This is a genomic window from Janthinobacterium sp. RA13, from assembly GCF_000745325.1.
Classification (GTDB): domain Bacteria; phylum Pseudomonadota; class Gammaproteobacteria; order Burkholderiales; family Burkholderiaceae_D; genus Janthinobacterium; species Janthinobacterium rivuli.
The window spans coordinates 1,475,217-1,496,025 of record NZ_JQNP01000001.1; the positions used below are offsets into that span (position 1 = coordinate 1,475,217).

The 20,809-nt window shown below is 60.4% G+C and carries 19 protein-coding genes and 1 tRNA gene; 9 read left to right on the forward strand and 11 right to left on the reverse strand.

Annotated features, from left to right (window positions below; all coding sequences use genetic code 11):
- Complete coding sequence (gene vioE / locus FG13_RS06355) at nucleotides 1-582, forward strand: violacein biosynthesis enzyme VioE (RefSeq protein ID WP_035819428.1); 582 nt, start codon at nucleotides 1-3, stop codon at nucleotides 580-582.
- A gap of 87 nt (nucleotides 583-669) precedes the next feature.
- Nucleotides 670-1,833: an MFS transporter gene (locus FG13_RS06360; RefSeq protein ID WP_035819431.1), complete on the forward strand. Its 1,164-nt coding sequence runs from the start codon at nucleotides 670-672 to the stop codon at nucleotides 1,831-1,833.
- Between the two features lie 17 nt (nucleotides 1,834-1,850).
- Here FG13_RS06360 and yddG read toward each other — a convergent pair whose 3' ends face one another.
- Nucleotides 1,851-2,756: an aromatic amino acid DMT transporter YddG gene (yddG, locus tag FG13_RS06365; protein WP_035819433.1), complete on the reverse strand. Its 906-nt coding sequence runs from the start codon at nucleotides 2,754-2,756 to the stop codon at nucleotides 1,851-1,853.
- 362 nt (nucleotides 2,757-3,118) lie between these two features.
- On the opposite strand from yddG, the gene FG13_RS06370 reads away from it, so the two are divergent.
- On the forward strand, nucleotides 3,119-4,378 hold the full coding sequence (locus FG13_RS06370) for a hypothetical protein (RefSeq protein WP_152598699.1): 1,260 nt from the start codon (nucleotides 3,119-3,121) through the stop codon (nucleotides 4,376-4,378).
- Between the two features lie 330 nt (nucleotides 4,379-4,708).
- Here FG13_RS06370 and FG13_RS06375 read toward each other — a convergent pair whose 3' ends face one another.
- On the reverse strand, nucleotides 4,709-5,674 hold the full coding sequence (locus tag FG13_RS06375) for a helix-turn-helix domain-containing protein (RefSeq protein ID WP_161784153.1): 966 nt from the start codon (nucleotides 5,672-5,674) through the stop codon (nucleotides 4,709-4,711).
- A gap of 32 nt (nucleotides 5,675-5,706) precedes the next feature.
- Between FG13_RS06375 and FG13_RS06380 the strand changes: the two genes are divergently transcribed.
- Both FG13_RS06380 and FG13_RS06385 read left to right on the forward strand, forming a co-directional pair.
- The gene (locus FG13_RS06380; RefSeq protein ID WP_161784154.1) at nucleotides 5,707-6,294 is read left to right on the forward strand and encodes a hypothetical protein; all 588 of its coding nucleotides are present in this window, start codon (nucleotides 5,707-5,709) and stop codon (nucleotides 6,292-6,294) included.
- A gap of 113 nt (nucleotides 6,295-6,407) precedes the next feature.
- The gene (locus FG13_RS06385) at nucleotides 6,408-6,947 is read left to right on the forward strand and encodes a hypothetical protein (RefSeq protein WP_099402194.1); all 540 of its coding nucleotides are present in this window, start codon (nucleotides 6,408-6,410) and stop codon (nucleotides 6,945-6,947) included.
- Between the two features lie 523 nt (nucleotides 6,948-7,470).
- Here the strand turns inward: FG13_RS06385 and FG13_RS06390 are convergent.
- The 4 genes from FG13_RS06390 to FG13_RS06405 all read right to left on the reverse strand — a co-directional run bounded on the left by FG13_RS06390 (nucleotide 7,471) and on the right by FG13_RS06405 (nucleotide 9,649).
- Nucleotides 7,471-7,545: transfer RNA gene (locus FG13_RS06390), tRNA-Val, on the reverse strand.
- A gap of 81 nt (nucleotides 7,546-7,626) precedes the next feature.
- Nucleotides 7,627-8,343 carry a DNA polymerase III subunit epsilon gene (gene dnaQ / locus FG13_RS06395; RefSeq protein ID WP_035819444.1) on the reverse strand — a complete coding sequence of 239 codons (717 nt, stop codon included), beginning with the start codon at nucleotides 8,341-8,343 and terminating at the stop codon, nucleotides 7,627-7,629.
- An 87-nt stretch (nucleotides 8,344-8,430) separates the two neighbouring features.
- Nucleotides 8,431-8,880: a ribonuclease HI gene (gene rnhA / locus FG13_RS06400; RefSeq protein WP_035819446.1), complete on the reverse strand. Its 450-nt coding sequence runs from the start codon at nucleotides 8,878-8,880 to the stop codon at nucleotides 8,431-8,433.
- On the reverse strand, nucleotides 8,873-9,649 hold the full coding sequence (locus FG13_RS06405) for a class I SAM-dependent methyltransferase (RefSeq protein WP_035819448.1): 777 nt from the start codon (nucleotides 9,647-9,649) through the stop codon (nucleotides 8,873-8,875). The genes rnhA and FG13_RS06405 overlap by 8 nt, the downstream gene beginning before the upstream one ends.
- Before the next feature lie 19 nt (nucleotides 9,650-9,668).
- On the opposite strand from FG13_RS06405, the gene gloB reads away from it, so the two are divergent.
- The gene (gene gloB, locus FG13_RS06410) at nucleotides 9,669-10,478 is read left to right on the forward strand and encodes a hydroxyacylglutathione hydrolase (protein WP_035819450.1); all 810 of its coding nucleotides are present in this window, start codon (nucleotides 9,669-9,671) and stop codon (nucleotides 10,476-10,478) included.
- 79 nt (nucleotides 10,479-10,557) lie between these two features.
- On the opposite strand, the gene aceB is transcribed toward gloB, so the two are convergent.
- On the reverse strand, nucleotides 10,558-12,156 hold the full coding sequence (aceB, locus tag FG13_RS06415; protein ID WP_035819452.1) for a malate synthase A: 1,599 nt from the start codon (nucleotides 12,154-12,156) through the stop codon (nucleotides 10,558-10,560).
- A 216-nt stretch (nucleotides 12,157-12,372) separates the two neighbouring features.
- Here aceB and FG13_RS06420 point away from each other — a divergent pair, with 216 nt between their 5' ends.
- The gene (locus tag FG13_RS06420) at nucleotides 12,373-13,284 is read left to right on the forward strand and encodes a LysR family transcriptional regulator (RefSeq protein WP_035819455.1); all 912 of its coding nucleotides are present in this window, start codon (nucleotides 12,373-12,375) and stop codon (nucleotides 13,282-13,284) included.
- 393 nt (nucleotides 13,285-13,677) lie between these two features.
- Here the strand turns inward: FG13_RS06420 and FG13_RS06425 are convergent, their stop codons facing one another.
- The 4 genes from FG13_RS06425 to FG13_RS06440 all read right to left on the reverse strand — a co-directional run bounded on the left by FG13_RS06425 (nucleotide 13,678) and on the right by FG13_RS06440 (nucleotide 17,044).
- The gene (locus FG13_RS06425; protein ID WP_010398811.1) at nucleotides 13,678-13,881 is read right to left on the reverse strand and encodes a cold-shock protein; all 204 of its coding nucleotides are present in this window, start codon (nucleotides 13,879-13,881) and stop codon (nucleotides 13,678-13,680) included.
- Between the two features lie 298 nt (nucleotides 13,882-14,179).
- Nucleotides 14,180-14,542, reverse strand: a complete 363-nt coding sequence (locus FG13_RS06430; protein ID WP_035819457.1) for an Hpt domain-containing protein — start codon at nucleotides 14,540-14,542, stop codon at nucleotides 14,180-14,182.
- Between the two features lie 22 nt (nucleotides 14,543-14,564).
- Complete coding sequence (upp, locus tag FG13_RS06435) at nucleotides 14,565-15,215, reverse strand: uracil phosphoribosyltransferase (protein ID WP_010398816.1); 651 nt, start codon at nucleotides 15,213-15,215, stop codon at nucleotides 14,565-14,567.
- A 146-nt stretch (nucleotides 15,216-15,361) separates the two neighbouring features.
- Nucleotides 15,362-17,044 (reverse strand): isovaleryl-CoA dehydrogenase, encoded by a 1,683-nt coding sequence (locus FG13_RS06440; RefSeq protein ID WP_035819459.1) that lies wholly within the window; start codon nucleotides 17,042-17,044, stop codon nucleotides 15,362-15,364.
- A gap of 396 nt (nucleotides 17,045-17,440) precedes the next feature.
- Here FG13_RS06440 and FG13_RS06445 point away from each other — a divergent pair, with 396 nt between their 5' ends.
- Nucleotides 17,441-19,180: a putative bifunctional diguanylate cyclase/phosphodiesterase gene (locus FG13_RS06445; protein ID WP_035827482.1), complete on the forward strand. Its 1,740-nt coding sequence runs from the start codon at nucleotides 17,441-17,443 to the stop codon at nucleotides 19,178-19,180.
- The gene (locus FG13_RS06450; protein WP_035819462.1) at nucleotides 19,177-20,673 is read left to right on the forward strand and encodes an HDOD domain-containing protein; all 1,497 of its coding nucleotides are present in this window, start codon (nucleotides 19,177-19,179) and stop codon (nucleotides 20,671-20,673) included. Before FG13_RS06445 ends, FG13_RS06450 begins: the two co-directional genes overlap by 4 nt.
- Nucleotides 20,674-20,809 lie beyond the last annotated feature (136 nt).

Sequence of the window (20,809 nt, forward strand, 5' to 3'; positions counted from 1 at the left end):
ATGCCGACACACGTCTCACCGCCGCTGTTGCCGATGCAATGGAGCAGCGCCTATGTTTCCTACTGGACGCCGATGCAGGCGGATGACCAGGTCACGTCCGGCTATTGCTGGTTCGACTATGCGCGCAACATCTGCCGCATCGACGGCCTGTTCAATCCCTGGCCGGAAAAGGAACATGGACACCTGCTGTGGATGTCGGAAATCGGCGACGCCAGGCGTGAACAAAGCCGCAAGCAGAAAGTGGCCTACGCAAGGCAGGCGCAGGCAACTGGCCAGCAGCTGCAGGGCACGGCGCTGGCCGACGAGGTGACGCCGTTCCGTGACCTGTTCCTGCCGCAAGCGGTGCTGGTCGACGGAAGTGCCCGTCACGACGGCCTCCACAGCGTGCTGGGCCGGGAGGCGGACGCCTGGGTAGTCGAGCGGACGGGTAAGCCGCCATCGGTCTTTTACCTGGAGGCCGGTGGCAACCGCCTGTTGCGCATGGTCACTGGCAACGACCCGCAGCACCTGTCGGTACGCGACTTTCCCAATCTGTTGGTCGGCGACATTCCGGACAGCGTCTTTACGTCTTGCAACACCTGACCAGGACGTGGCGCGCTACTGCCGCATGCGGCAGTAGCGCGCCACGCCTGGCGGGTGTTTTTGTTATTACTCTCGAAGGATATTGCTATGCCGCTGGTTGTTTACATTTTGGGGTTGACGATCTTTTCGTTAACCACCTCCGAATTCATGGTGGCGGGCATGATGCCGTCGCTGGCCCTGGCCATGGACGAACCGGTGACACGCATCGGCTACCTGATCTCGCTCTACGCCATGGGCATGGTCATCGGCGGCCCGCTGAGCACCATCGTCCTGCTCAAGCTGCGCGTGCCGAACAAGCAGGGCCTGCTGTGGCTGCTGGGCTTTTATGTGCTGGCCCAGTCCGTCGCCGCGTCCGCTACCAGCTATGACATCCTGGCCATCGCGCGGGTGGTCACGGGCGTGGCCGCCGCCACCTGCTTTGGCCTGTCCCTGGCGATCTGTGCCGACATCGTCGCGCCCGACGCGCGCGGACGCGCCGCCGCCGTCGTGATTGGCGGCCTCATGCTCGCTTCCGTGGTGGGCGTGCCGGTCGCCACGCTCATCGACCAGCACCTGGGATGGCGCGCCAGCTTCTGGCTGGTGGTGCTGATGGCGCTGATGTGCCTGGCGCTCATCAGCGTACTGGTGCCGCCCTCCAAACCGTCCGAAGTCGTCAGCCTCGGCAAGGAACTGGGGGAATTCCGCAACCGCCACCTGTGGGCGGCTTACGCCAGCAGCGGCCTCATCATCGGAGCGATTTTCGCGGCCTTCAGCTACTTCGCGGCCATCCTGACGCAAATTACAGGATTTCAAGCTTCCGACATCCCCTGGCTGCTGGGCGTCTACGGCGTCGCCAACGTGGTGGGCAATGGCGTGGTCGGCCGCTATGCGGACCGCTACACCACCGTCATCATGGTCTGGGGCATGGTCATCCTGAGCATCAGCCTGGCGCTGTTCGCCGTCTTTGCGCACGACAAGACCATCAGCGTCGCCTTGCTGGTCGTCACGGGCCTGGTCGGCATGTCGATGAATCCCGCCATCATCGCCCGCGTGATGAAAACGGCCCATCCGGGGCCGCTGGTCAACACGGTGCACACGTCCGTCATCAACATCGGCCTGGGCGCCGGTTCCTGGCTCGGCGGCCTCGGCATCGCCGCCGGCTACGGCCTGCGCTCCCCGCTGTGGGTCGGCGTCGCGCTGGCCGTGCTTGGCCTCATCAGTTTGCTGCCTTACCTCGGGCACAAGTCGCGCGATTCGGTGCTGTCGCACTAGCGGCTGGCGGCGCGGTGTTAGGTGCTGACTGGTTTGATGCGTCGTGCGCGCGTCGCCAGCCAGCACAGGATGGCGCCGCCGCACACCATCGCCGAACCTTGCCAGAAGGCCAGCGACAGCGGCGTGCGCAGCAGCAGCGACGACAGCGCGGCGGACAGCACGGGGATGAAATACGAGGCGCCGGCCAGGATCGTGACGTTGCCGTGCAAAATGCCCACGTTCCAGGCGCCGTAGCCAAAGCCCATGGCGCCGGCCGCCAGCAGCAGGTAGATGACGGCCTCGACAGTAAACACCATGGGGCCGCCGCCTTGCAGCAGGTATTTGATCCACAAGCTGACGGAAACGAGGATGAAGAACAGGGTCACGCCATTCTTGCCCTGCGCGATGCGCGCCGTCACGGTGCAATACGCGGCCCATATCACCGCGCCGGCAAAGGCCAGGCCATAGCTGAGCGGGTTGCCGCGCACGTTGGCCACGCTACCAGCCAGATCAAAACCCTGTTCGCCGCCCAGCACCCAGCTGATGCCGGCGACGGACAGCAGGAAACCCGGCACGATGAGGAAATTGCTCTTCTGCCCATTGAACACGATGGCCGCGACGATGGTGAAGGTTGGCCACAGATAGTTCACCATGCCCACCTCGATGGCCTGGCGCGCCGTGCTGGCATAGGCTATCGACAGCGCCAGGCACAGCTCATAAGTGACGAACAGCAGGCTGCCCCAGAGCAGATAGCGGCGTGGAAATTCGCTCGGCCTCGTGCAACCCACGGACAGCAGCAGGAACACCGACGCCACGCTGTACATCATCGCCGCCCCGCCCGTGGGTCCCAGCAGATCGGTGACATTGCGGATCAGTCCGATAATCGAGCTCCACAGCAGAATGGCGCCCAGCCCGGTCAGGGTGGCCTTGTTGGTATTTTTCATGTTTATGTCATTCAGGTGATGCAGTTAGACGCCCGGTGTCGGTCTCCAGGGCAATCAGCGGTGAGAATTATTAAAATTCCATCAATTATTTGCGGATACTATATTCCAGTAGCCAAACTTACGCCCATCTGTGTCAGGATCCTTGTCGCGTCACCTGATTTACCGTGGCATCTGCGAATTTCTCCTTCCCGCCCATACATAAAAATTATAAAAGGAAGTATCCTCAAGGCCAGCCTACCCGAATTACGCGCAGCATACTGATAGCGCGTGATCGCGATTGCTTACCAGCCGGGCAGGACATCCTGCTTCCAAATACACCGCGACTGAAATCGCCAGCCAGAACACAATTTATGCGAAAAATAATGCAAAAACCTCGTTCCATGATTATTTTTACCATGCTGGCCAGCTTGGCCATGCCTGTCTTGTCAGCGGATAAGCCGCTATCGTTGCCAGACCGCCTGGCCACCCTACGCACGACTATCACAATCGATCATGGAAAGATGGCTGGTTCCGGTGCTGCGACATTGCTAAACGCGGGCCTGGAAAGCCAGTTCGTACTCATCGGCGAAGACCATGGCATTGCAGAAATTGCGAATTTTTCGGCGGCGTATTTTGAAGAACTGGCAAAGCAAGGATTTACGACGCTGATTATCGAAAATGGGCCGGCGGTTGCTGATGCTTTGGAAAAAACGTTGAAATCCGATACCGGCGTCGCTGGCATAGCGGCATTTAATAAGGCATATCCGGTCGCGACTGCGTTTTACAAATGGCAAGCTGAGGCCCAATTCCTGGCGCGTATCGCGAAAGCTGCCGGACCATCGTTCCATTTAGTGGGAATGGATCAGGAACTCATGGGCGCTTCGAAATATTTGCTCGATCAAATGGCCGAGCAACCGCTTGGTCCTTTGGCGAAATCAAAAATCGAGGCCTTCCGCAAGCTTGAAAGCGACGATTATCGCCGCGCGTCGGAGAGCGGAGATCCGCGAGAGCTTTTCATGGTAAAAATCAAGGAAGAAGAATTAGTCGCGTTACAGAAGCTGCTCACGACACCCAAGGAAATGCCCGCCCTGGCGATGTTGAATTCCTTGATTGATAGCCGCAGCATTTATGCCAAAAACATGACGCCGGGACAAGGGTATTCGTCCAATACACAGCGTGCCAGGCTGATGAAGCAGTATGTGGCCAGCCATTTGACGCTTGCGCCTGCACAGCGCATGTTGCTGAAAGCCGGTGCAGTGCATGTATTCCGGGGCTATAACCCGCTTGGCGCCGGTAGCCGGGAGATCGGCAATTATCTGGCTGAATATGCGGAAGGCCGCGGACAAAAATCGCTGCATGTGCTGGTGCTGGCGTCCAAAGGCCAGCAGTCGCAATTTGCCGGCATTGGGCGCGCGTCTGCCACCACAGAAATCGAAAAAGTCGATACCAAGTCCACCATGGCTGGCGTATTGCCCTTCTTTGCCGCGGCGAGTGAACATAAGGAATGGTCATTGTTCGACGTGCGCCCCTTGCTGGGATCGGCCAAATCCCTGGCGAATGGAGACAGCAGTGTCCAGGGCATGATTCAGGGCTACGATTTTGTACTGGTCATTCCCGATGGGAACGCAACGTCCGACCTGTAACAATATCGCCATCATGGTTCGGCCTGAACCCGGCCGGTCTCACCAAGGGCGATCCGGGTAACTCGCGCCAATGTGAAAGACAACAGGGCCTGGCCTGTTTTTGGGCAGGTCCGAGTGCCTGTATTTGGGCGCACCTGGACTATCTGCCTTCGGCATACGGGCGCACGGCTGACGCAATGGCCCCTCAACGTCGGCGCGCCAATCCCTTGCATGCCCAGTGCTATCGCAGTTATAACGGACGTGAGCTACACTACGGCATGCTGCTGACCGGCCTCGGCCTACTGGGCTGCATGACACGCCGCCGTAATAAGCAAGCTTGGAAATGGAAAGTCACCTATGAGGTGGCTGAAGGCGCATCAACTTGCGTATGAGACTGGGAGGCATTCCCGATGCGGTTTGAAATGCCCTGGTCATGTGGGCCAAATCAGAAAAACCTTCGTCAAAGGCAATCATCGTAAGGCTGTCGAAGGATGAGAGGCGATGCGATGCGCGAATCAAGCGCGACGCTTGTCTAAGGGCTTCAGCGGTTATATTTGACTCCCGCAACCGGCGCTCCAAAGTGCGCTGGTGGCAGCCCAGCTTGCGGGCGACACTGGCGATGGGAAGGTGTCCCTCGCTTTCAAACACCAGAGCCACTTCTCCGGCAGCAGACGCCTCCACACCCAGGATATTGGCAATGGTGGTCAAGCTGCGCTTTTCTGCTCCGTTCGGCAACTGCGCATTGCGCCGCGTGGTCGCCATCATGGTTTCCACAATCGCCAGGGTGCCTTGGCGGCAGCCATCAGGATCGTCGCCATCGGCCGCAAGCGTTCCATCTGCGCCATTGCGGGAGGCACTGCTGGGCCGGCGCGCGTAGCCACTGGCGCCAAGGCTAGTCTGCACGCCGAGTTTGGCTGACTGGTTATAGACGTTGAACGCGATCAACACATCGGCTTCGCGCTGGAATGACGATAGAAGCAGATAACCAGGGTTGATGTCGGTGGCGAGGAAGTCGTTGACCATGCGCTCGACCACACCGGCCCCAGCTCCCTCAGCCATTCTGGTGCGGCCAGCGGCATGGTAGCGCTGATATGGCAAGTGGCCACTGATGGCGTGCGACACCGCGGAGACGAACCTGCTCATCGGCGTCCAGCCAGCCTTGCCCTCGAGCGCATTTACGACAACATGATAGGCAAGCGAGTTCGGCATTCCTGATCCCCAGTTTGATATTTTGACGATGCCTCGGCAAGCGCCGGATCGATGCAAAGCAAGCCAGGATTGCCCGCATACGAAAATGGCCGCAAAGGTCGCAGCCATGGAATCATGCTTACAAAAGGGAAATCCCCTGAGTGCCTCAATCGCCAAACGCCAGTTACGAATTTCCATACTACAACACCGCTGGAGAAAAATGGCGTTTGTATAACATTATTATGTTCTATATCTTAAGAAAATCAGTAGCCGAGGCTGTACAGCGTCCATCGCCGTCTGCCTCACTGCCGCCGGGGCCGGGTGGGACGGTGCAGGCATTGCAAGCCATGTTTTTACCGGCCTCCGAACTCGACACCGAGTTGCGTACGCGAGACCAGGAGTGGCAGATTTTGAACCCCAGAGCCCAGACCCAAGCCGGCGGCGTGATCAGCTTCAGTTCGCGCATCGGCGCCCCCTTGGGATCGTCACCTTCGATGCACGCGTTGATGCTGCCGTCAGTCAGTACCTTGGCCGAAGACGATCCGTACTTCCTGAGCCGGAATCGGGACGATCGCACGGCAGCTGGATCGATGATTTTTCCGCTCAAGGAAAGGATCAAGAGCGCTATCGCATCAGCAGATAACATCCCCCCGATACCTGGAAAGCGCACTTGTGCTCAGTTGGACCGGGACACCACTGATACATATCAACGATATTTTCAAAAAATTAATATTATTACATTTGAATAGTTTTTCTTTAGTCGAAACATGTAGGATTTGTATTGCTTACATCCTGGAGCTAGTCGCCAGACCTCAATTTGAGATAGCAGACTCAACCATTCAACCAAGTCGAAAGGAACAAGATGAAATCCCAGATGCGTCATGCCGCAATGATCGTTTCGCTGTTGTCCGCCTCCTCCTGTGCTTTGGCGCAGATTCCAAATCGATGCCCATCGCTGGCGTTTTATGGCAATGCCGCCACCAGCGGCCTCTGCAAAAGCCTCAGCCCTGCTACGCAAAACCTGCAAGTGTGTGAATTGACGGCCGCACAACCCGACGTTCACTTGACCTTCGGTCTCCAGCCAAATGGCGTGAACCCGCCCGTCCCTCTCCACCTGACAGTGCGCACTCAGGCCAACAACTGCGAACAAGCGACCAATATCGTCCAGAACGCTGCCGGAGCGTTTGTCGCGCAAAGCAACGCCCTGCTCTGTGGCGTCGACCCCGTCACCTATGTTCAACGCATGAACGCTCAAACGATTGTCCCGGGGAGCAACGGTCAAAGCGCTTGTCGCACAGCATTCATCAACGCACAGACGGGCGGTAAATTGACGCCAGCAGTGGCGCAAGGCTACCTCAATGCTTGCAACACCGGAGGCCTGGCGAATGCCGCATGTCCGTGATGTGAAGCGGCAAGCAACAAAGGCGACAAGAAATGAGCGGCATTCCGAGTGCGAGCGAAGGCATTTTGAAAGGCTAGCGGGTGTCCAGCAGACTCGTGACGATTCACAGTGACCCGGAAAGGAGATAAAAATGAGTAAAGGTAGCGGTAATAACGGGGGCCGTAGTGCTGGCTCCCAGGGCGGTGACAGTAAAGCTGGCGGGGCAGCCGGCGGGGGCCGTGGCCAAGGAAATGGCGGAGGGTGGCCAAGTGGAACGGGTAAGCCATCCGGCGAAGGGCGCAGCAATGCACCCGCTGGCGCTGGCAACAAATAGGTCTGGCGCTGGTTTAGCTTAATAATTCCGTCGAGAGGAACCGCCCGCAAGCTAAGCTTATGGACTCCCTTGACGTGAAAACGGCCGCAGGAAGCGGCCGTATCGTTTGGGGCTGGACAATGAACGAAAAACCCATTGCCCAAGATTTGCCCCAAGTTCCTATTCAGACAAGGTATGAAATCCTAAGTCATTGAATAAAAACGTAAAATTTGGTGGGAAGTGCAAGTTTCGAACTTGCGACCCCTGCAGTGTGAATGCAGTGCTCTACCCCTGAGCTAACCTCCCGAAGCGAGGCGAATTATCGCATAGGTGTTGCGGCATCTGCAAGGGCTGGCAAGAGGAAATTTACCATACCATCGCTTTTTCTCAGGCGGCCGCTGGCGGTGCCGTGACGGCGGTCCAGATGCACTGGCCTTTGGCTGCCTTGTCGAGGCCGGCGATGGTGGCTTCGTGGGCGGCGAGTTCGTCGGCCGTGGCGCTCTGGAAGATGACTTCGGCCAGTGGCACGATTTCCAGGGCGGCGCCGTCGGCGGCCACTTCCACTTCTTCTTCCATGCTCAGGCTGTTTTGCCCACGCGTCATGGCCAGGTAGACGTCGGCCAGCAACTCGGAGTCGAGCAGCGCGCCGTGCAGCTTGCGGTGGGCGTTCGAGACGCCGTAGCGGTCGCACAGGGCATCGAGCGAGTTGCGCTTGCCCGGATGCATTTCTTTCGCCTGCACCAGGGTGTCGATCACGCCAACCACTTGCTCGTGCACGGGCGGCAGGTTCAGGCGCTTGAATTCCGCGTTCAGGAAGCCGATATCGAACGGGGCGTTGTGGATGATGAGTTCGGCGCCGGCGATGTAGGCACGAAACTCGTCGGCGATTTCCGCGAATTTTGGCTTGTCGCTAAGGAATTCCGTCGTCAATCCGTGGACGGCCAACGCGCCCTCTTCCGAATCGCGCTCGGGATTGATGTAATGGTGGAAATTATTCCCAGTCAACATGCGGTTGTTCAGCTCGACCGCCCCGATCTCCAGGATGCGGTCGCCCGTACGCGGGTTCAGGCCGGTGGTTTCAGTATCGAGAACAATTTGACGCATGGCGGATTCATTCGTAAAAGCAAAAAGCGAAGGGCACAGTATAGCAAACCTGTGCCCTGCGATTACAACTCCCGAGCTTGGATATGCTTACGCGCGCACGGTTTCCACGCCCAGATTGGCCAACTGATCAGCCCGCTCGTTACCGGGATGGCCATTGTGGCCGCGCACCCAGCGCCATTCCACTTCATGGATGGCCTGGGCCGTATCGAGCGCTTGCCACAGGTCGACGTTTTTCACGGGCGCCTTGGCCGCCGTTTTCCAGCCGCGCGCCTTCCAGCCGTGGATCCATTCGCTGATACCTTTTTGCACGTACTGGCTATCTGTATACAGCACCACCTGGCAAGGACGTTTGAGCGCCGTCAAGGCTTCGATCACGGCCTTCAATTCCATCCGGTTATTCGTCGTATTCAATTCCCCGCCGTAAATTTCTTTCTTGGCGCCATCGGCCACCATCAGCGCCCCCCAGCCGCCTGTGCCGGGATTGCCCTTGCATGCGCCATCGGCGTAAATCTCTACCTTGTCTTCAAACTTAGCCATCTTGCTGTTCCCGCCTTTTATTCGTGACCGGTGCGCCTGCGGGCGCCGTCGCCGGTTTCTTGGTCCACGCCGGACCGATCAAACGCATCCCTTTGACGCGCTTGATCGCCTGCACTATATACACTGCGCCCAGATATGGCCACCAGCGCGCACCGGCCCTGTCCATGAAAGCGTTGCGGCGTAGCCATTTTTCTGTCCTGCAGGCAGGTGCGTAGCAGCCGAAGTAGCTTTGGCTGACGCCCATGTTCAGCAATTTTAACCAGTCTTTCATGCGCGGCATAGAGATCAGCTCGCCTGCTTGCGGCAGGTAGTGGCGGCCCGTGATCCGCCCCACCCCCTGGCGCATGCCCCACAGGCTGGCCGGATTGAAGCCGCAGACGATCACGCGTCCCTCGGGGATCAGCACGCGCTCGACTTCGCGCAAGACCTGGTGCGGCTCGGCGGCAAATTCGAGTACATGCGGCAAGACCACCAGATCCAGGCTTTGCGAGTCGAACGGCAACTCGTCGAAGGCCGACACCAGGGTCAGGCGGCGCTCCTGCGGCGAGCGCGAAGGCAGGCGCGCGTCGAGCAGCCATTTGTTCGGCATGCGGTTGGCCGCCAGCGCATCGAGCTGGGGCAAGCCGATCTGCACGGCATTAAAACCGAAGATATCGACGGTCAGGCTGTCGAGGCATTGCTGCTCCCAGGCGCGCACGTACAGACCGGCCGGCGTCTGCAGCCAGCCGTCAAGCGCTATAATGGATTTTTCGGATGCCACACTGTCCATTCAGTTTTCTCTTTTGCTCATGACACACTCCCCTGAACACGCTTTATCGGTACTTGCCGTGCCCGCCTTTGCCGACAATTACCTGTGGCTGATCCATGACGGCCGCCACGCCGCCGTGGTCGACCCCGGTGATGCGACGCCCATCCTCGATGCGCTGCAAGCCCATCAATTGACCTTGTGCGCCATTTTACTCACGCATCACCACGCCGACCACACGGGTGGCGTGCCTGAATTGTTGCAGCATTTCGCCGTCCCCGTCTTCGGCCCGCGCAATGAGGCTATCACAGCCATCACGCAAGCGCTTGCCGAAGGCGATGTCGCCCATGTGCCCGAGCTGGGTTTGCAGATGAGCGTCATCGACGTGCCCGGCCATACCAAGGGACATATCGCCTACGTGCGCCAGCGCGACGAACGCAGCGGCGCACCATGGCTGTTTTCCGGCGACACCCTGTTTGCCGGCGGCTGCGGCCGCCTGTTCGAAGGCACGCCGGGCCAGATGGCCGATTCCCTGGGCAAGCTGGCCGCCCTGCCCGACGATACCGAGGTATTTTGCGCGCATGAGTACACCTTGTCCAATTTACGCTTTGCCAACGCCGTCGAACCGGGCAATGTAGCCTTGCAGGAACGCATCGCCATCGATACGGAAAAGCGCCAGCAGGGTTTGTCGACCGTGCCGTCGACCATCGCCCTTGAAAAAGCCACGAATCCTTTCCTGCGCTATCGCGAACCGGCGATCCTGACCAGCCTGAAGGTGGAAGGCAAGCTGACGGCAGATGCCTCACCCGTGGAAGCGTTCGCCGCGCTACGGATGTGGAAGAATAATTTTTAAAAAAACTCTTCCACAATAAAAAATCCCGGCAGATGCTTAAGGCATCGCCGGGATTTTTTATGCTGCTATTTGATCAGGATCAGATTTCTTCGTACAGCGGCAAGGTCAGGAATTCGGCGAACGATTCCGACGTCGACATTTCCTCGAAAATCTGGCCGGCGCGCACATAGGTCGGGCCGTTGCCGCCTGGCGCATCGCGCTGCACCTTGGCCAGCTCTTCGGGAATCATGGCGCGCACCATCTCGGCCGTCACCTTGCGGCCATCTTCCAGCACGCCCTTGCTGGAACGAATCCACTGCCACACTTGCGAGCGGCTGATCTCGGCCGTGGCCGCGTCTTCCATCAGGTTGTGGATGGGCACGCAACCATTGCCGGCCAGCCAGCTGCCCAGGTAATGGATGCCCACGTTGATGTTATAGCGCAAGCCCGCTTCCGTGATCGGTGCTTCTGGCTGGAAGTTCAGCAGATCCGACGCTTTCACGTCGATGTCGGGACGCTGTTTCTCGATCTGGTTCGGCTTGTCACCGAGCACTTTGGTGAACTCGCCCATGGCCAGTTCCACCAGGCCCGGATGGGCAACCCAGCCGCCGTCGTAGCCGTCGGTGGCGTCGCGCGCCTTGTCGTTGCGTACGCCGCCCATGGCGATGTCGTTCTTTTCCGGATCGTTCTTGATCGGGATCAAGGCCGCCATGCCGCCGATCGCTGGCGCACCCCGCTTGTGGCAGGTTTTCAGTAGCAGCAAGGCGTAGGCCCGCATGAACGGTGCCGTCATCGTAACTTTCGCGCGGTCGGCCAGGCAGAAATCCTTGTCCAGCTTGAATTTCTTGATGCACGAGAAGATGTAATCCCAGCGGCCCGCGTTCAGGCCCGAGCTGTGTTCTTTCAGCTCGTACAGGATTTCATCCATTTCGAAGGCCGCCAGAATGGTTTCGATCAGCACCGTCGCCTTGATCGTGCCTTGCGGCAAGCCCAATTCGTTTTGCGTCATGACGAAGATATCGTTCCACAGGCGCGCTTCCAGGTGCGATTCCATCTTCGGCAGATAGAAATACGGGCCGGCGCCGCGTGCCAATTGCTCCTTGGCATTATGGAACATGAACAGGGCGAAATCGAAAATGCCGCCGGAAATGCGCTTGCCATCGACCAGCACGTGCTTTTCATCGAGGTGCCAGCCGCGCGGTCGCACGACGAGTGTCGCGATTTTGTCGTTCAGCTTGTACGACTTGCCATTTTGCTCCAGCGAAATCGTCTTGCGCACGGCGTCGAACATATTGATCTGGCCCGTCAACTGGTTATCCCAGTTCGGCGTGTTCGAATCTTCGAAGTCCGTCATGTAGCTGTCCGCGCCGGAATTGAAGGCGTTGATGACCATCTTGCGCTCGACGGGACCCGTGATTTCCACGCGGCGGCATTCCAGCGCCTTCGGGATCGGCGCGATCTTCCAGTCGCCATCGCGGATGTGCGCGGTTTCTGGCAGGAAATCAGGACGCTCGCCCGCGTCGAGGCGTTTGGCCCGTTCCACGCGCACGGCCAGCAGTTCCTGGCGGCGCGGCTCGAAAGCGCGCGTCAGCTTGGCAATCAGATCCAATGCGGCCGGCGTCAAAATCTGTTCATAGACGGGCTGGATGTCACCCGTGATTTGCATGTCTTCGGGAAGTGCGATCGTGTTCTGCGTCATGAAGTTCTCCGGTTTTTAGTCAATATAAGCAAAGGTAATCTGGTGATCCAAGTATAAGCCGAACGACTGCGCGGACAAGCTGGACAGAGGCGCAAAAACACTCTGCCGGGCGGCGCGTTTGTTCTATAGTATTGCACTATAAGGCATGGAAACGAGATTAAAAATCACTTCATCTATGCGTTTTTATCACAAGTGATGGCATCGCGGGAGCACGGCATGGGACAGTTCAGACAAATATCAACCTTCGTGGAAGTGGTGGCCAAGGGCAGCCTGTCGGCCGCCGCGCGCGCCGAAGGCATCGCTCCGGCCATGATAGGCCGGCGCCTCGATGCGCTGGAGCAGCGCCTCGGCGTCAAATTGCTGCAGCGTACGACGCGCAAGCTGGCCTTGACGAATGAAGGCGCCGCCTTCCTGGAAGATTGCCAGCGCATCCTCGGTGAACTCGAAGAGGCGGAAGCGGCCGTGGCCGAGCGCAGTGTCAAAGCCAGCGGCCATCTGCTCATTTCCGCGCCGGCCGGCTTCGGCCGCCAGCACGTGGCGCCTTTGATCCCCTCTTTTGTCGCCGAGCACCGCGACGTGACGGTGTCGCTGAACCTGAACGACCGCCTCGTCGACCTGATCGGCGAAGGCATCGACGTGGCCATCCGCATCGCCAGCCTGTCCGATTCCTCGCTCGTGAGCACCAAGCTGGCCGACAACCAGCGCGTGCTCGTCGGTTCGCCCGCCTATTTGAAACGGGCGGGCACGCCCCGTATTCCGGCCGACCTGGCGAAACACAATTGCCTGGCGATCAGCAGCGAAGGCAGCCAGCGGGGCTGGACTTTCCGCGAAAACGGCAAGAATGTGATTTTAAAGGTGGCCGGCAATATGGTCTGCAACGATGGCGAAGTGCTGCATGACTGGGCGCTGGCCGGCAAGGGCCTGGCGTGGCGCTCGATGTGGGAAGTCGGCGCCGAGATCGCCTCGGGCCAACTGGTGACGGTACTGGACCAGTTCGCCGCCCCGGGCAACGACATTTATGCCGTGTTCGCCCAGCGCCGCCACTTGCCGCTGCGCATACGGGCGTTTGTGGATTTTTTGAGGCACAGTTATTCGCAACCAGATTACTGGCGCGAGCGGGCTATTTGAAGACGCGGGACCAAACCTGCTGCGCGTCGGCATAGGCGGCCTGTGATGCTCACCGTACTAGAGTACGGTTGCGCTTCTCGGCCACCTCTTCCTTCCGCTCGCGACGGTTTTGTCCGGCGTCGTGACGCATGAGGAAACAACAACTCCCGGATCAGCATTGGCAAGCGTAGGTCGGCTTAGCGCAGCGTAAGCCGACACCAGCCCATACATCTTCCCAACGCCACCCTTGTCGGCTTACGCGCAAGCGCTAAGCCGACCTACACGGTGATGCAAAGCACGCAAAAAGAGCCGCGTAGCCCATAAAACACTCGCAAAACCGATACTTCACGGAAATTTAGACGAAAAAAAATCCTCGGAGACCGAGGATTTCTTTATTTCGTTTGATCCAGCGTATTAGATTGGCTGAATGTTCGAAGCTTGCTTGCCTTTAGGGCCAGCGGTCACTTCAAAAGAAACGCGTTGGTTCTCTTGCAGGGACTTGAAGCCGTTCGACTGGATAGCCGAGAAGTGAGCGAACAGATCTTCGCCGCCTTCGTCAGGGGTAATAAAGCCGAAACCCTTCGAATCATTGAACCATTTTACGATGCCAGTTGCCATTACAATTTCCTATTTCAGTTAAGTTGGGCTTGCGCCCGTTATATCGTTTGAAGCAAGAAAGAAATGACAGACAAACTGCACTACTACCTCGAATCCAACGATGCCCAATTATACCAACAAAACTGAGAAAAACCATTCTTTCGCAAAATAAACTTGCGAACACTACTTTAATAGCCAAATCCCCGTCTTGCGGCGCCCTGTACCAGCGGCATGGAGACACTATATCCTAATCTGCGACGCGAGTGCTTTGCGTTGTATCAAATGAATCATTGCAACCACATTACTATGGCGCGGTCACTTACGCAGTGAAATGGGGGGCGGCCGCGTCGCGTCGCGCCCAGTCCAGCAGCGCCACCACCTGCACCCGCACGGCAGACCATTCCGCCACCGCCTGCGCAGGGGTGTTGAGCATGGCGCGCACCAGCTGTTCGATGCGCCGGCACTCCTGCCCCAGCGCGGCAAAGCCGAAAGTGGCGGCCGAGCCGGCCACCGCGTGCAGCGCGCGGTGCAGCTCCGTTAACGGCTCCAGGCGCGGGCCTTCGCTGTCGCAGCGGCCGCTTGCCTGCGCAATCGCCTGCAACAGGGCCGGCACGCCAGCCGCATATTTTTCGTTCAGGGCACGCAAACGCGCGCGGAAATCCGGGTCGATCAAGGTTGCCATCGCAATACTCGCCTGAGTTCGCTTACTTGGTGCCGAAGATGCGGTCGCCGGCATCGCCCAGGCCTGGCACGATGTAGGCGTGGTCATCGAGGTGCGAATCGAGCGAGGCGCAGAACATCTTGACGTTCGGATGCGCGTTCTGGAACACGGTCACGCCTTCCGGTGCGGCCACCAGGGCCAGGAAAATGATCTGCTCGTCCGTCACGCCGCGCTTTTTCAGCACGTCGACGGCATACACGGCCGAATTGCCGGTCGCTACCATCGGGTCGCACAAGATAAAAGTGCGCTCGTTCAAGTCGGGCAGGCGCACCAGGTATTCCACGGGCATGTGGGTGGCCGGATCGCGGTACACGCCGATGTGGCCCACGCGTGCCGATGGCACCAGGTTCAGCAAGCCATCGCTCATGCCGATGCCGGCGCGCAGGATGGGCACGATGGCCAGCTTCTTGCCAGCAATGACAGGCGCGTCGATGGTGACCAGCGGGGTCTTGATTTCGCGCGTCGTCAGCGGCAGGTCGCGCGTAATTTCATAGCCCATCAGCAAAGTGATTTCCTTGAGCAACTCGCGGAAGGTGCGCGTCGACGTGTCGTGCTCGCGCATGTGGCTCAGTTTGTGCTGGATCAAAGGGTGATCGGTAATGAACAAATTCGGGAAGCGTGGATCTTGTTTCATCTTGTTTTTCTTTCTCAGTAGCTGGCGCGGCGGCAAGCCTGGGCCGCAAGCGCGCTGTGTATCGATAAAATGATGGATTTGCAGCATTATCCCAGCCCCCAGCCCGCCTGTGGCCGGAATTTTCGAAATAATCGGATTTATTGAAATCAATACTCGCGCAGCGCGCGCGCCAGGATGGCCTTGCAATCGGTGCCGGCCGGCAAGCGGCCATACGCGCCGCCCGGCGCTTGCACCAGCCGCGACTGCAGGAAGGCTTGCGCCACAAACGGTGGCGCATGGCGCAGCAGCAAGCCGGCTTGCACGGCCAGCACGATGCGTTCGGATAATTGCCGGGCGCCGAATTCATCCGTTTGCGGCCCGTCCAGGTCGGCCAGCAGCCGCGCGCGGTATGCCGCAAAGTCGGCGTGCTCATCGCCGGCCAGCGCCAGCTCGGCCGCCAGCGCGTCGCGCGCGGCCGGCGACTTGCCGAAGGCGCGCAAGACGTCGAGGCACATGACGTTGCCCGAACCTTCCCAGATCGAGTTGACGGGCAGCTCTCTATATAAACGCGCCAGCGGCGCGTCTTCCACATAGCCGGTGCCGCCCAGCACCTCCATCGCTTCGAAGCCGAAGCCGGGCCCCCGCTTGCAGATCCAGTACTTGCCGGCCGGCGTCAGCACACGCGCCAGCATCGCTTGCTGCGCATCGTCCTTTTCATCGAAACAGCGGGCCAGGCGCAGCGCGAAGGCCGTGGCAGCTTCCGATTCCAGCGCCAGGTCGGCCAGCACATTCTGCATCAGCGGCTGTTCGGCCAGCGGCTTGCCGAACACGGCCCGCTGGCGCGCGTGGTGCAGCGCCTGCGTCAAGGCGGCGCGCATGATACCGGTGCTGCCCAGCACGCAATCGAGGCGCGTGTGGCTGGCCATTTCCAGTATCGTGGGAATACCCCGCCCCGGCTGGCCCACCAGCCAGCCGTAGGCATTGGTGAACTCCACTTCCGACGAGGCATTCGAGCGGTTGCCCAGTTTATCCTTCAGGCGCTGCACGCGGATGGCGTTGCGGCTGCCGTCGGGCAGGTAGCGGGGCAGGAAAAAGCACGACAATCCCCCCTCGTCCGCCTGCGCCAGGATCAGATGGGCGTCGCACTGGGGCGCCGAGAAAAACCATTTGTGGCCGACGATGCGCCAGGCGCCAGCGGCCTCGCCGCCGAACAGGGTACGCGCCTCGGCCGGGGACACCTGCGTGGCGCGCGTGGTATTGCTGCGCACGTCCGAGCCGCCCTGCTTTTCCGTCATGCCCATGCCGACCAGGGCGCCGCGCTTCTGCTCCACGGGCAGCGAGCGGGGATCGTATTCCCGCGAGAGGATTTTCGGCAGCCAGCGCGCAGCGATGTGCGGCAGGTCCATCGCCTGGCGCAGGGCCGGCACCGAGGCATACGTCATCGTCACGGGACACTGCGTGCCGTTTTCCACCTGTCCCACTAATAGATAGGCAGCCGCGCGCGCCACCTGGGCGCCGGGACCGGGCGTGGCCCAGGGTGAAGCGTGCGCGCCAGCGCCCACGAGGATGGCCATCAGCTCATGCCAGGCCGGATGGAACAGCACTTCGTCGATGCGGCGCCCGGCCCGGTCGAACTGCTGCAACTCGGGCGTGTGGATATTCGCCAGGCGCGCCAGCGCATAGGTTTCGGCGCGGCCCAGCTTTTCGCCCAGCGCGTCGAGCTCCTGCAAGGCCGCGCCGCCGCCCTCGCGCAGCAGCGCTTCGATCAGCGCCGGGTCGCAGGCGAACAGATTGACGTTTTCAAAGGGCGTGGCCTGATTAAAAACTTCATGCGTGTCAAAGGCATTCATGGGAGTCTCCCGCGATTTGTTATCATGGCGCCCTTGCCGTCGCTGGCGCACCGTCAACACCGTCTGCCAGCCAGACTAGCGCAAAGCGCATGGCGGGGCAAGCGCGCCAGTGGAAGCAGGCGCAGATAAATGTTTCCATGTGGAATGAAAATGCCCGCATGCCCCGCGCGACATGATTTTTTTCATGGAAGGCAGGAATATTTACAAAACCTGAAGCAATGTTGCTCTATTTCATGTAATCGGGTGCTTTTCAATGATACATTTCGTGTGGATCGCGTTCCGATAGCCGCCCTTTCGGCCCCTATGGCACGCGGCACGCACGACGCAGTCTTTCCGTTGGCGCCCTGCCCTGCAGCGAGCGCCGGCACTGATAACAAAAAGGTAAAAGCCAGCACGATGTTTTCCAGTACCCCATCCGCCGCCCACCGCGAGGCTCGCCACGAGTTGGACAACCTCATGGAAGAGGCAGGCGACGTCGTGTTCCGGCTCGATACGGACGGCCTGATCCTGTTCGCCAGCAAGCGCGCGGCCACCCTGTTTGCCGCACCCTCGGGCATGTCCGGCCATTTGCTGCTGCCGCTGGCCGCCGAAGCGTCGCGCGCGGCGCTGCAAGCGGCGCTGGAAGACGCCCTGGAAGAACCGGGCCGCCTGGAAGTGCGCCTGCAAACGCCGGACCAGGAAATCTGGTTCGAACTGCGCCTGTCTTCTTATATGAACGCGGCCGGCATGGCCGAACTGCTGGTGGTCGGGCGCGACACGTCGGCCCAGCACAATACGGAAGAACGGCTGCGCCACATGGCCACGCACGACGCGCTCACGGGTCTGCCGAACCGCTTGCTGCTGTCGGACCGCATCCGCATGGTGATCGCCCAGGCCGCACGTTCGGGCCAGGGCTTTTCCGTCGCCACCATCGGCCTCGATGGCTTTAAAAAAGTCAACGATGGCCTGGGCCACCCCGTCGGCGACGCCGTGCTGCGCCTGGCCGCGGCGCGCCTGCGCAAGACCCTGCGCGACAGCGACACCCTGGCGCGCGTGGGCGGCGATGAATTCGTCGCCGTGCTGCCCGGCAGCGCCACGGATGCGCAGATCAAACTGGTGACGGGCCGCCTGCTGGCCACCCTGCAGGCGCCGTTCGAGGTCGATGGCCACACGATCTACGTGGGAGCGTCCGTGGGCGTGGCTATCTATCCGCTGCACGCGGAAGATGAAGTGCGCCTGGTGGCACTGGCCGATGCGGCCATGTCGCGCGCCAAGGAAACGGGCAAGGCCCGCTGCCTGGTCTACAGCCCGCGCCTGAATGGCCCGTCGGAACACGATATTTCGCTGGAAGCGGCCATGTTCCAGGCCGTGCGCGAAGGCGAGTTTTTACTCTTTTACCAGCCCATCGTCGACGCGCACACGCGGCAAATCCAGGGTTTCGAAACCCTGATGCGCTGGAAGCACCCGACCCTGGGCCTGGTGCCGCCCGTGCGCTTCATCCCGATTGCCGAAGCCAATGGCCTGATCAACCTGCTGGGCGCCTGGGCGCTGAAAGCGGCCTGCGTGCAGCTCAAGCAGTTCCAGGAAGTGGCCAAGCGGCCGCTGTACATCTCCGTCAACATCAGCCCGCGCCAGTTCCGCAACGACAAATTCCTCGACGTGCTCGATGACGCCATCGCGTTTTCGGGGCTGTCCGGCGAACACCTGGTGCTGGAAATTACGGAAGGCACCCTGATGATCGACCCCGTGCATGCGGAAACCATCCTCGTCAAGATGACGGAGCGCCGCGCGCGCATCGCCATCGACGATTTCGGCACCGGTTACTCCTCGCTCGCGTATCTGAAGCGCTTCCCCATTTCGGTGCTGAAGATCGACCGCACCTTCATCAAGGACTTGCCCGAATCGAGCAAGGATGCGGCCATCTGCAACACCATTCTCGACCTGGCCAAGCATTTGAACCTGTCCGTGGTGGCCGAGGGCGTGGAAACCGAAGAGCAGATGCATTTCATCGAGTCGCGCGGCTGCCAGTATGTGCAAGGCTACCTGACGGGCAAACCGATGCCGGCCCATGCCGCGCTAGCGGCCTTGAGCGACAAAACCTATGCGGCGCTGGTGCCTGCGCCGTCTGCCAATGAACCGCGCGGAGGGGTGCAATGAATCCAGGTCATTTCACGGTGCCGACACAGCTCGGCAAAAATACCCTGGACTTGCTGTGGGCGCGCACGCGCCAGCAGGGCGACATGCCCGGCTTCGCGAAAGCCATCAGCGCCATCCTGGGCGCCATGCGCGGCGAGGATGACCACGAATTCGACATCACGCAAACGGTGCTGTCCGACCCTGTCCTCACGCACAAGGTACTCAGGCTGGCCAACAGCGGCATGTATTCGGCCTTCGGCCAGCGCGTCAACACGGTGTCGAAGGCCGTGCTGGTGCTGGGCATCGACGCCATCGGACACCTGGCATTGGGCTTGAAGCTGATCGAGGAGCTGTCGCAGGCCTCGCCCGATTCCGTCAGCGCCCACGTGGAAATGGAAAAGGCCGTGCTGGCCGGGATGGTGGCGCAGCAGGTGGCCACCAGCGCCGGCAGCCTGCAGGCGGAGCAAGCCGTCGTCTGCTCGATGCTGCACACCCTGGGCCGCATGATGGTGACGTTCTATATGACGGACTTCTGGGCGCGCATGCAGGCGCACGCCGGTCCCGGCAACGAGGCGGCCGCCGCGCGCGAAATCCTCGGCCTGTCGCTGCCGGAAGTGGGCTATGCCACGGCCGCCCACTGGGGTTTGCCGCAGCACCTGATCAACGGCATGCGTCCGATGGACCCGTCGCCGGACAACTCTCCCGTCAGCGGCGCCGACTGGATGGCGGGACTGTCGACGATGGCGGCGCGCTGCGCCGACTCGCTGTGGCATGACGATGCGGCCGGCGCGGCGCAAGTGCATGCGCTGATCGACGATTATGCGGGCACCCTGGGCATTACGGCGACGGACCTGGTGGTGGCCGTGGACAAGGCCAAGGCGATGGCAGCGGCCGACCTGTCGATCGCGCCCCTGTCGAAACCGGCCGAACGGCGCGCGCGCCAGCTGGCGTCCACGCGCATGCGCGCCGAAGGCAACCGCGTGCTGATCGGCGGCCTGGCCGACCTGCGCGGCGCCATCGGCAGCGCCAGTCCGGGACAGATGGTCTCGATGGCGCTTGAAACGCTGCATCAGGGTTTTGATTTTTCGCGCTCGGTGGCGTTCGTGCGCAACCACAGGGATCATTTGTATTCGGCGCGCATCAGCATGGGCGAAGGCATGGCCGACCTGCAGGACCTGATGGTGTTTGGCGATGCGTATGAGCCGAACGTCTTCCACGCGGCCCTCAATAGCGACCGCGTGATTTTCATCGACAATGCGCGCGACCCGAAATTTGCCGCCAAGCTGCCGCAATGGTGGAAATCGACGTTGTCGGAAGCGCGCAGCTTCGTCGTGCTGCCCCTGTCGGCCAACGGCCACCCCACGGGATTTTTATATGGCGACTGGGACGACAGCTTCCCGCCGATTCAATTGAATCAGACGGAGTTCAACCTGATCAACGATATCCGGGCGTTGCTGGTGCAGTCGGTGGAGATGCGCCATCAATTGGAATTAGTGGCGAACAAGGTGGCGTGACAGGAAGCGCCAACGATGTTGTCGGATTACGCGGGGCCATGCCCCGCTAATCCGACCTACGCGCGCGCATGGCGTGGGCCGTAGGTCGGGTTAGCCAGAATGGCGTAACCCGACATCACCGCAACGCAGGCCCGTC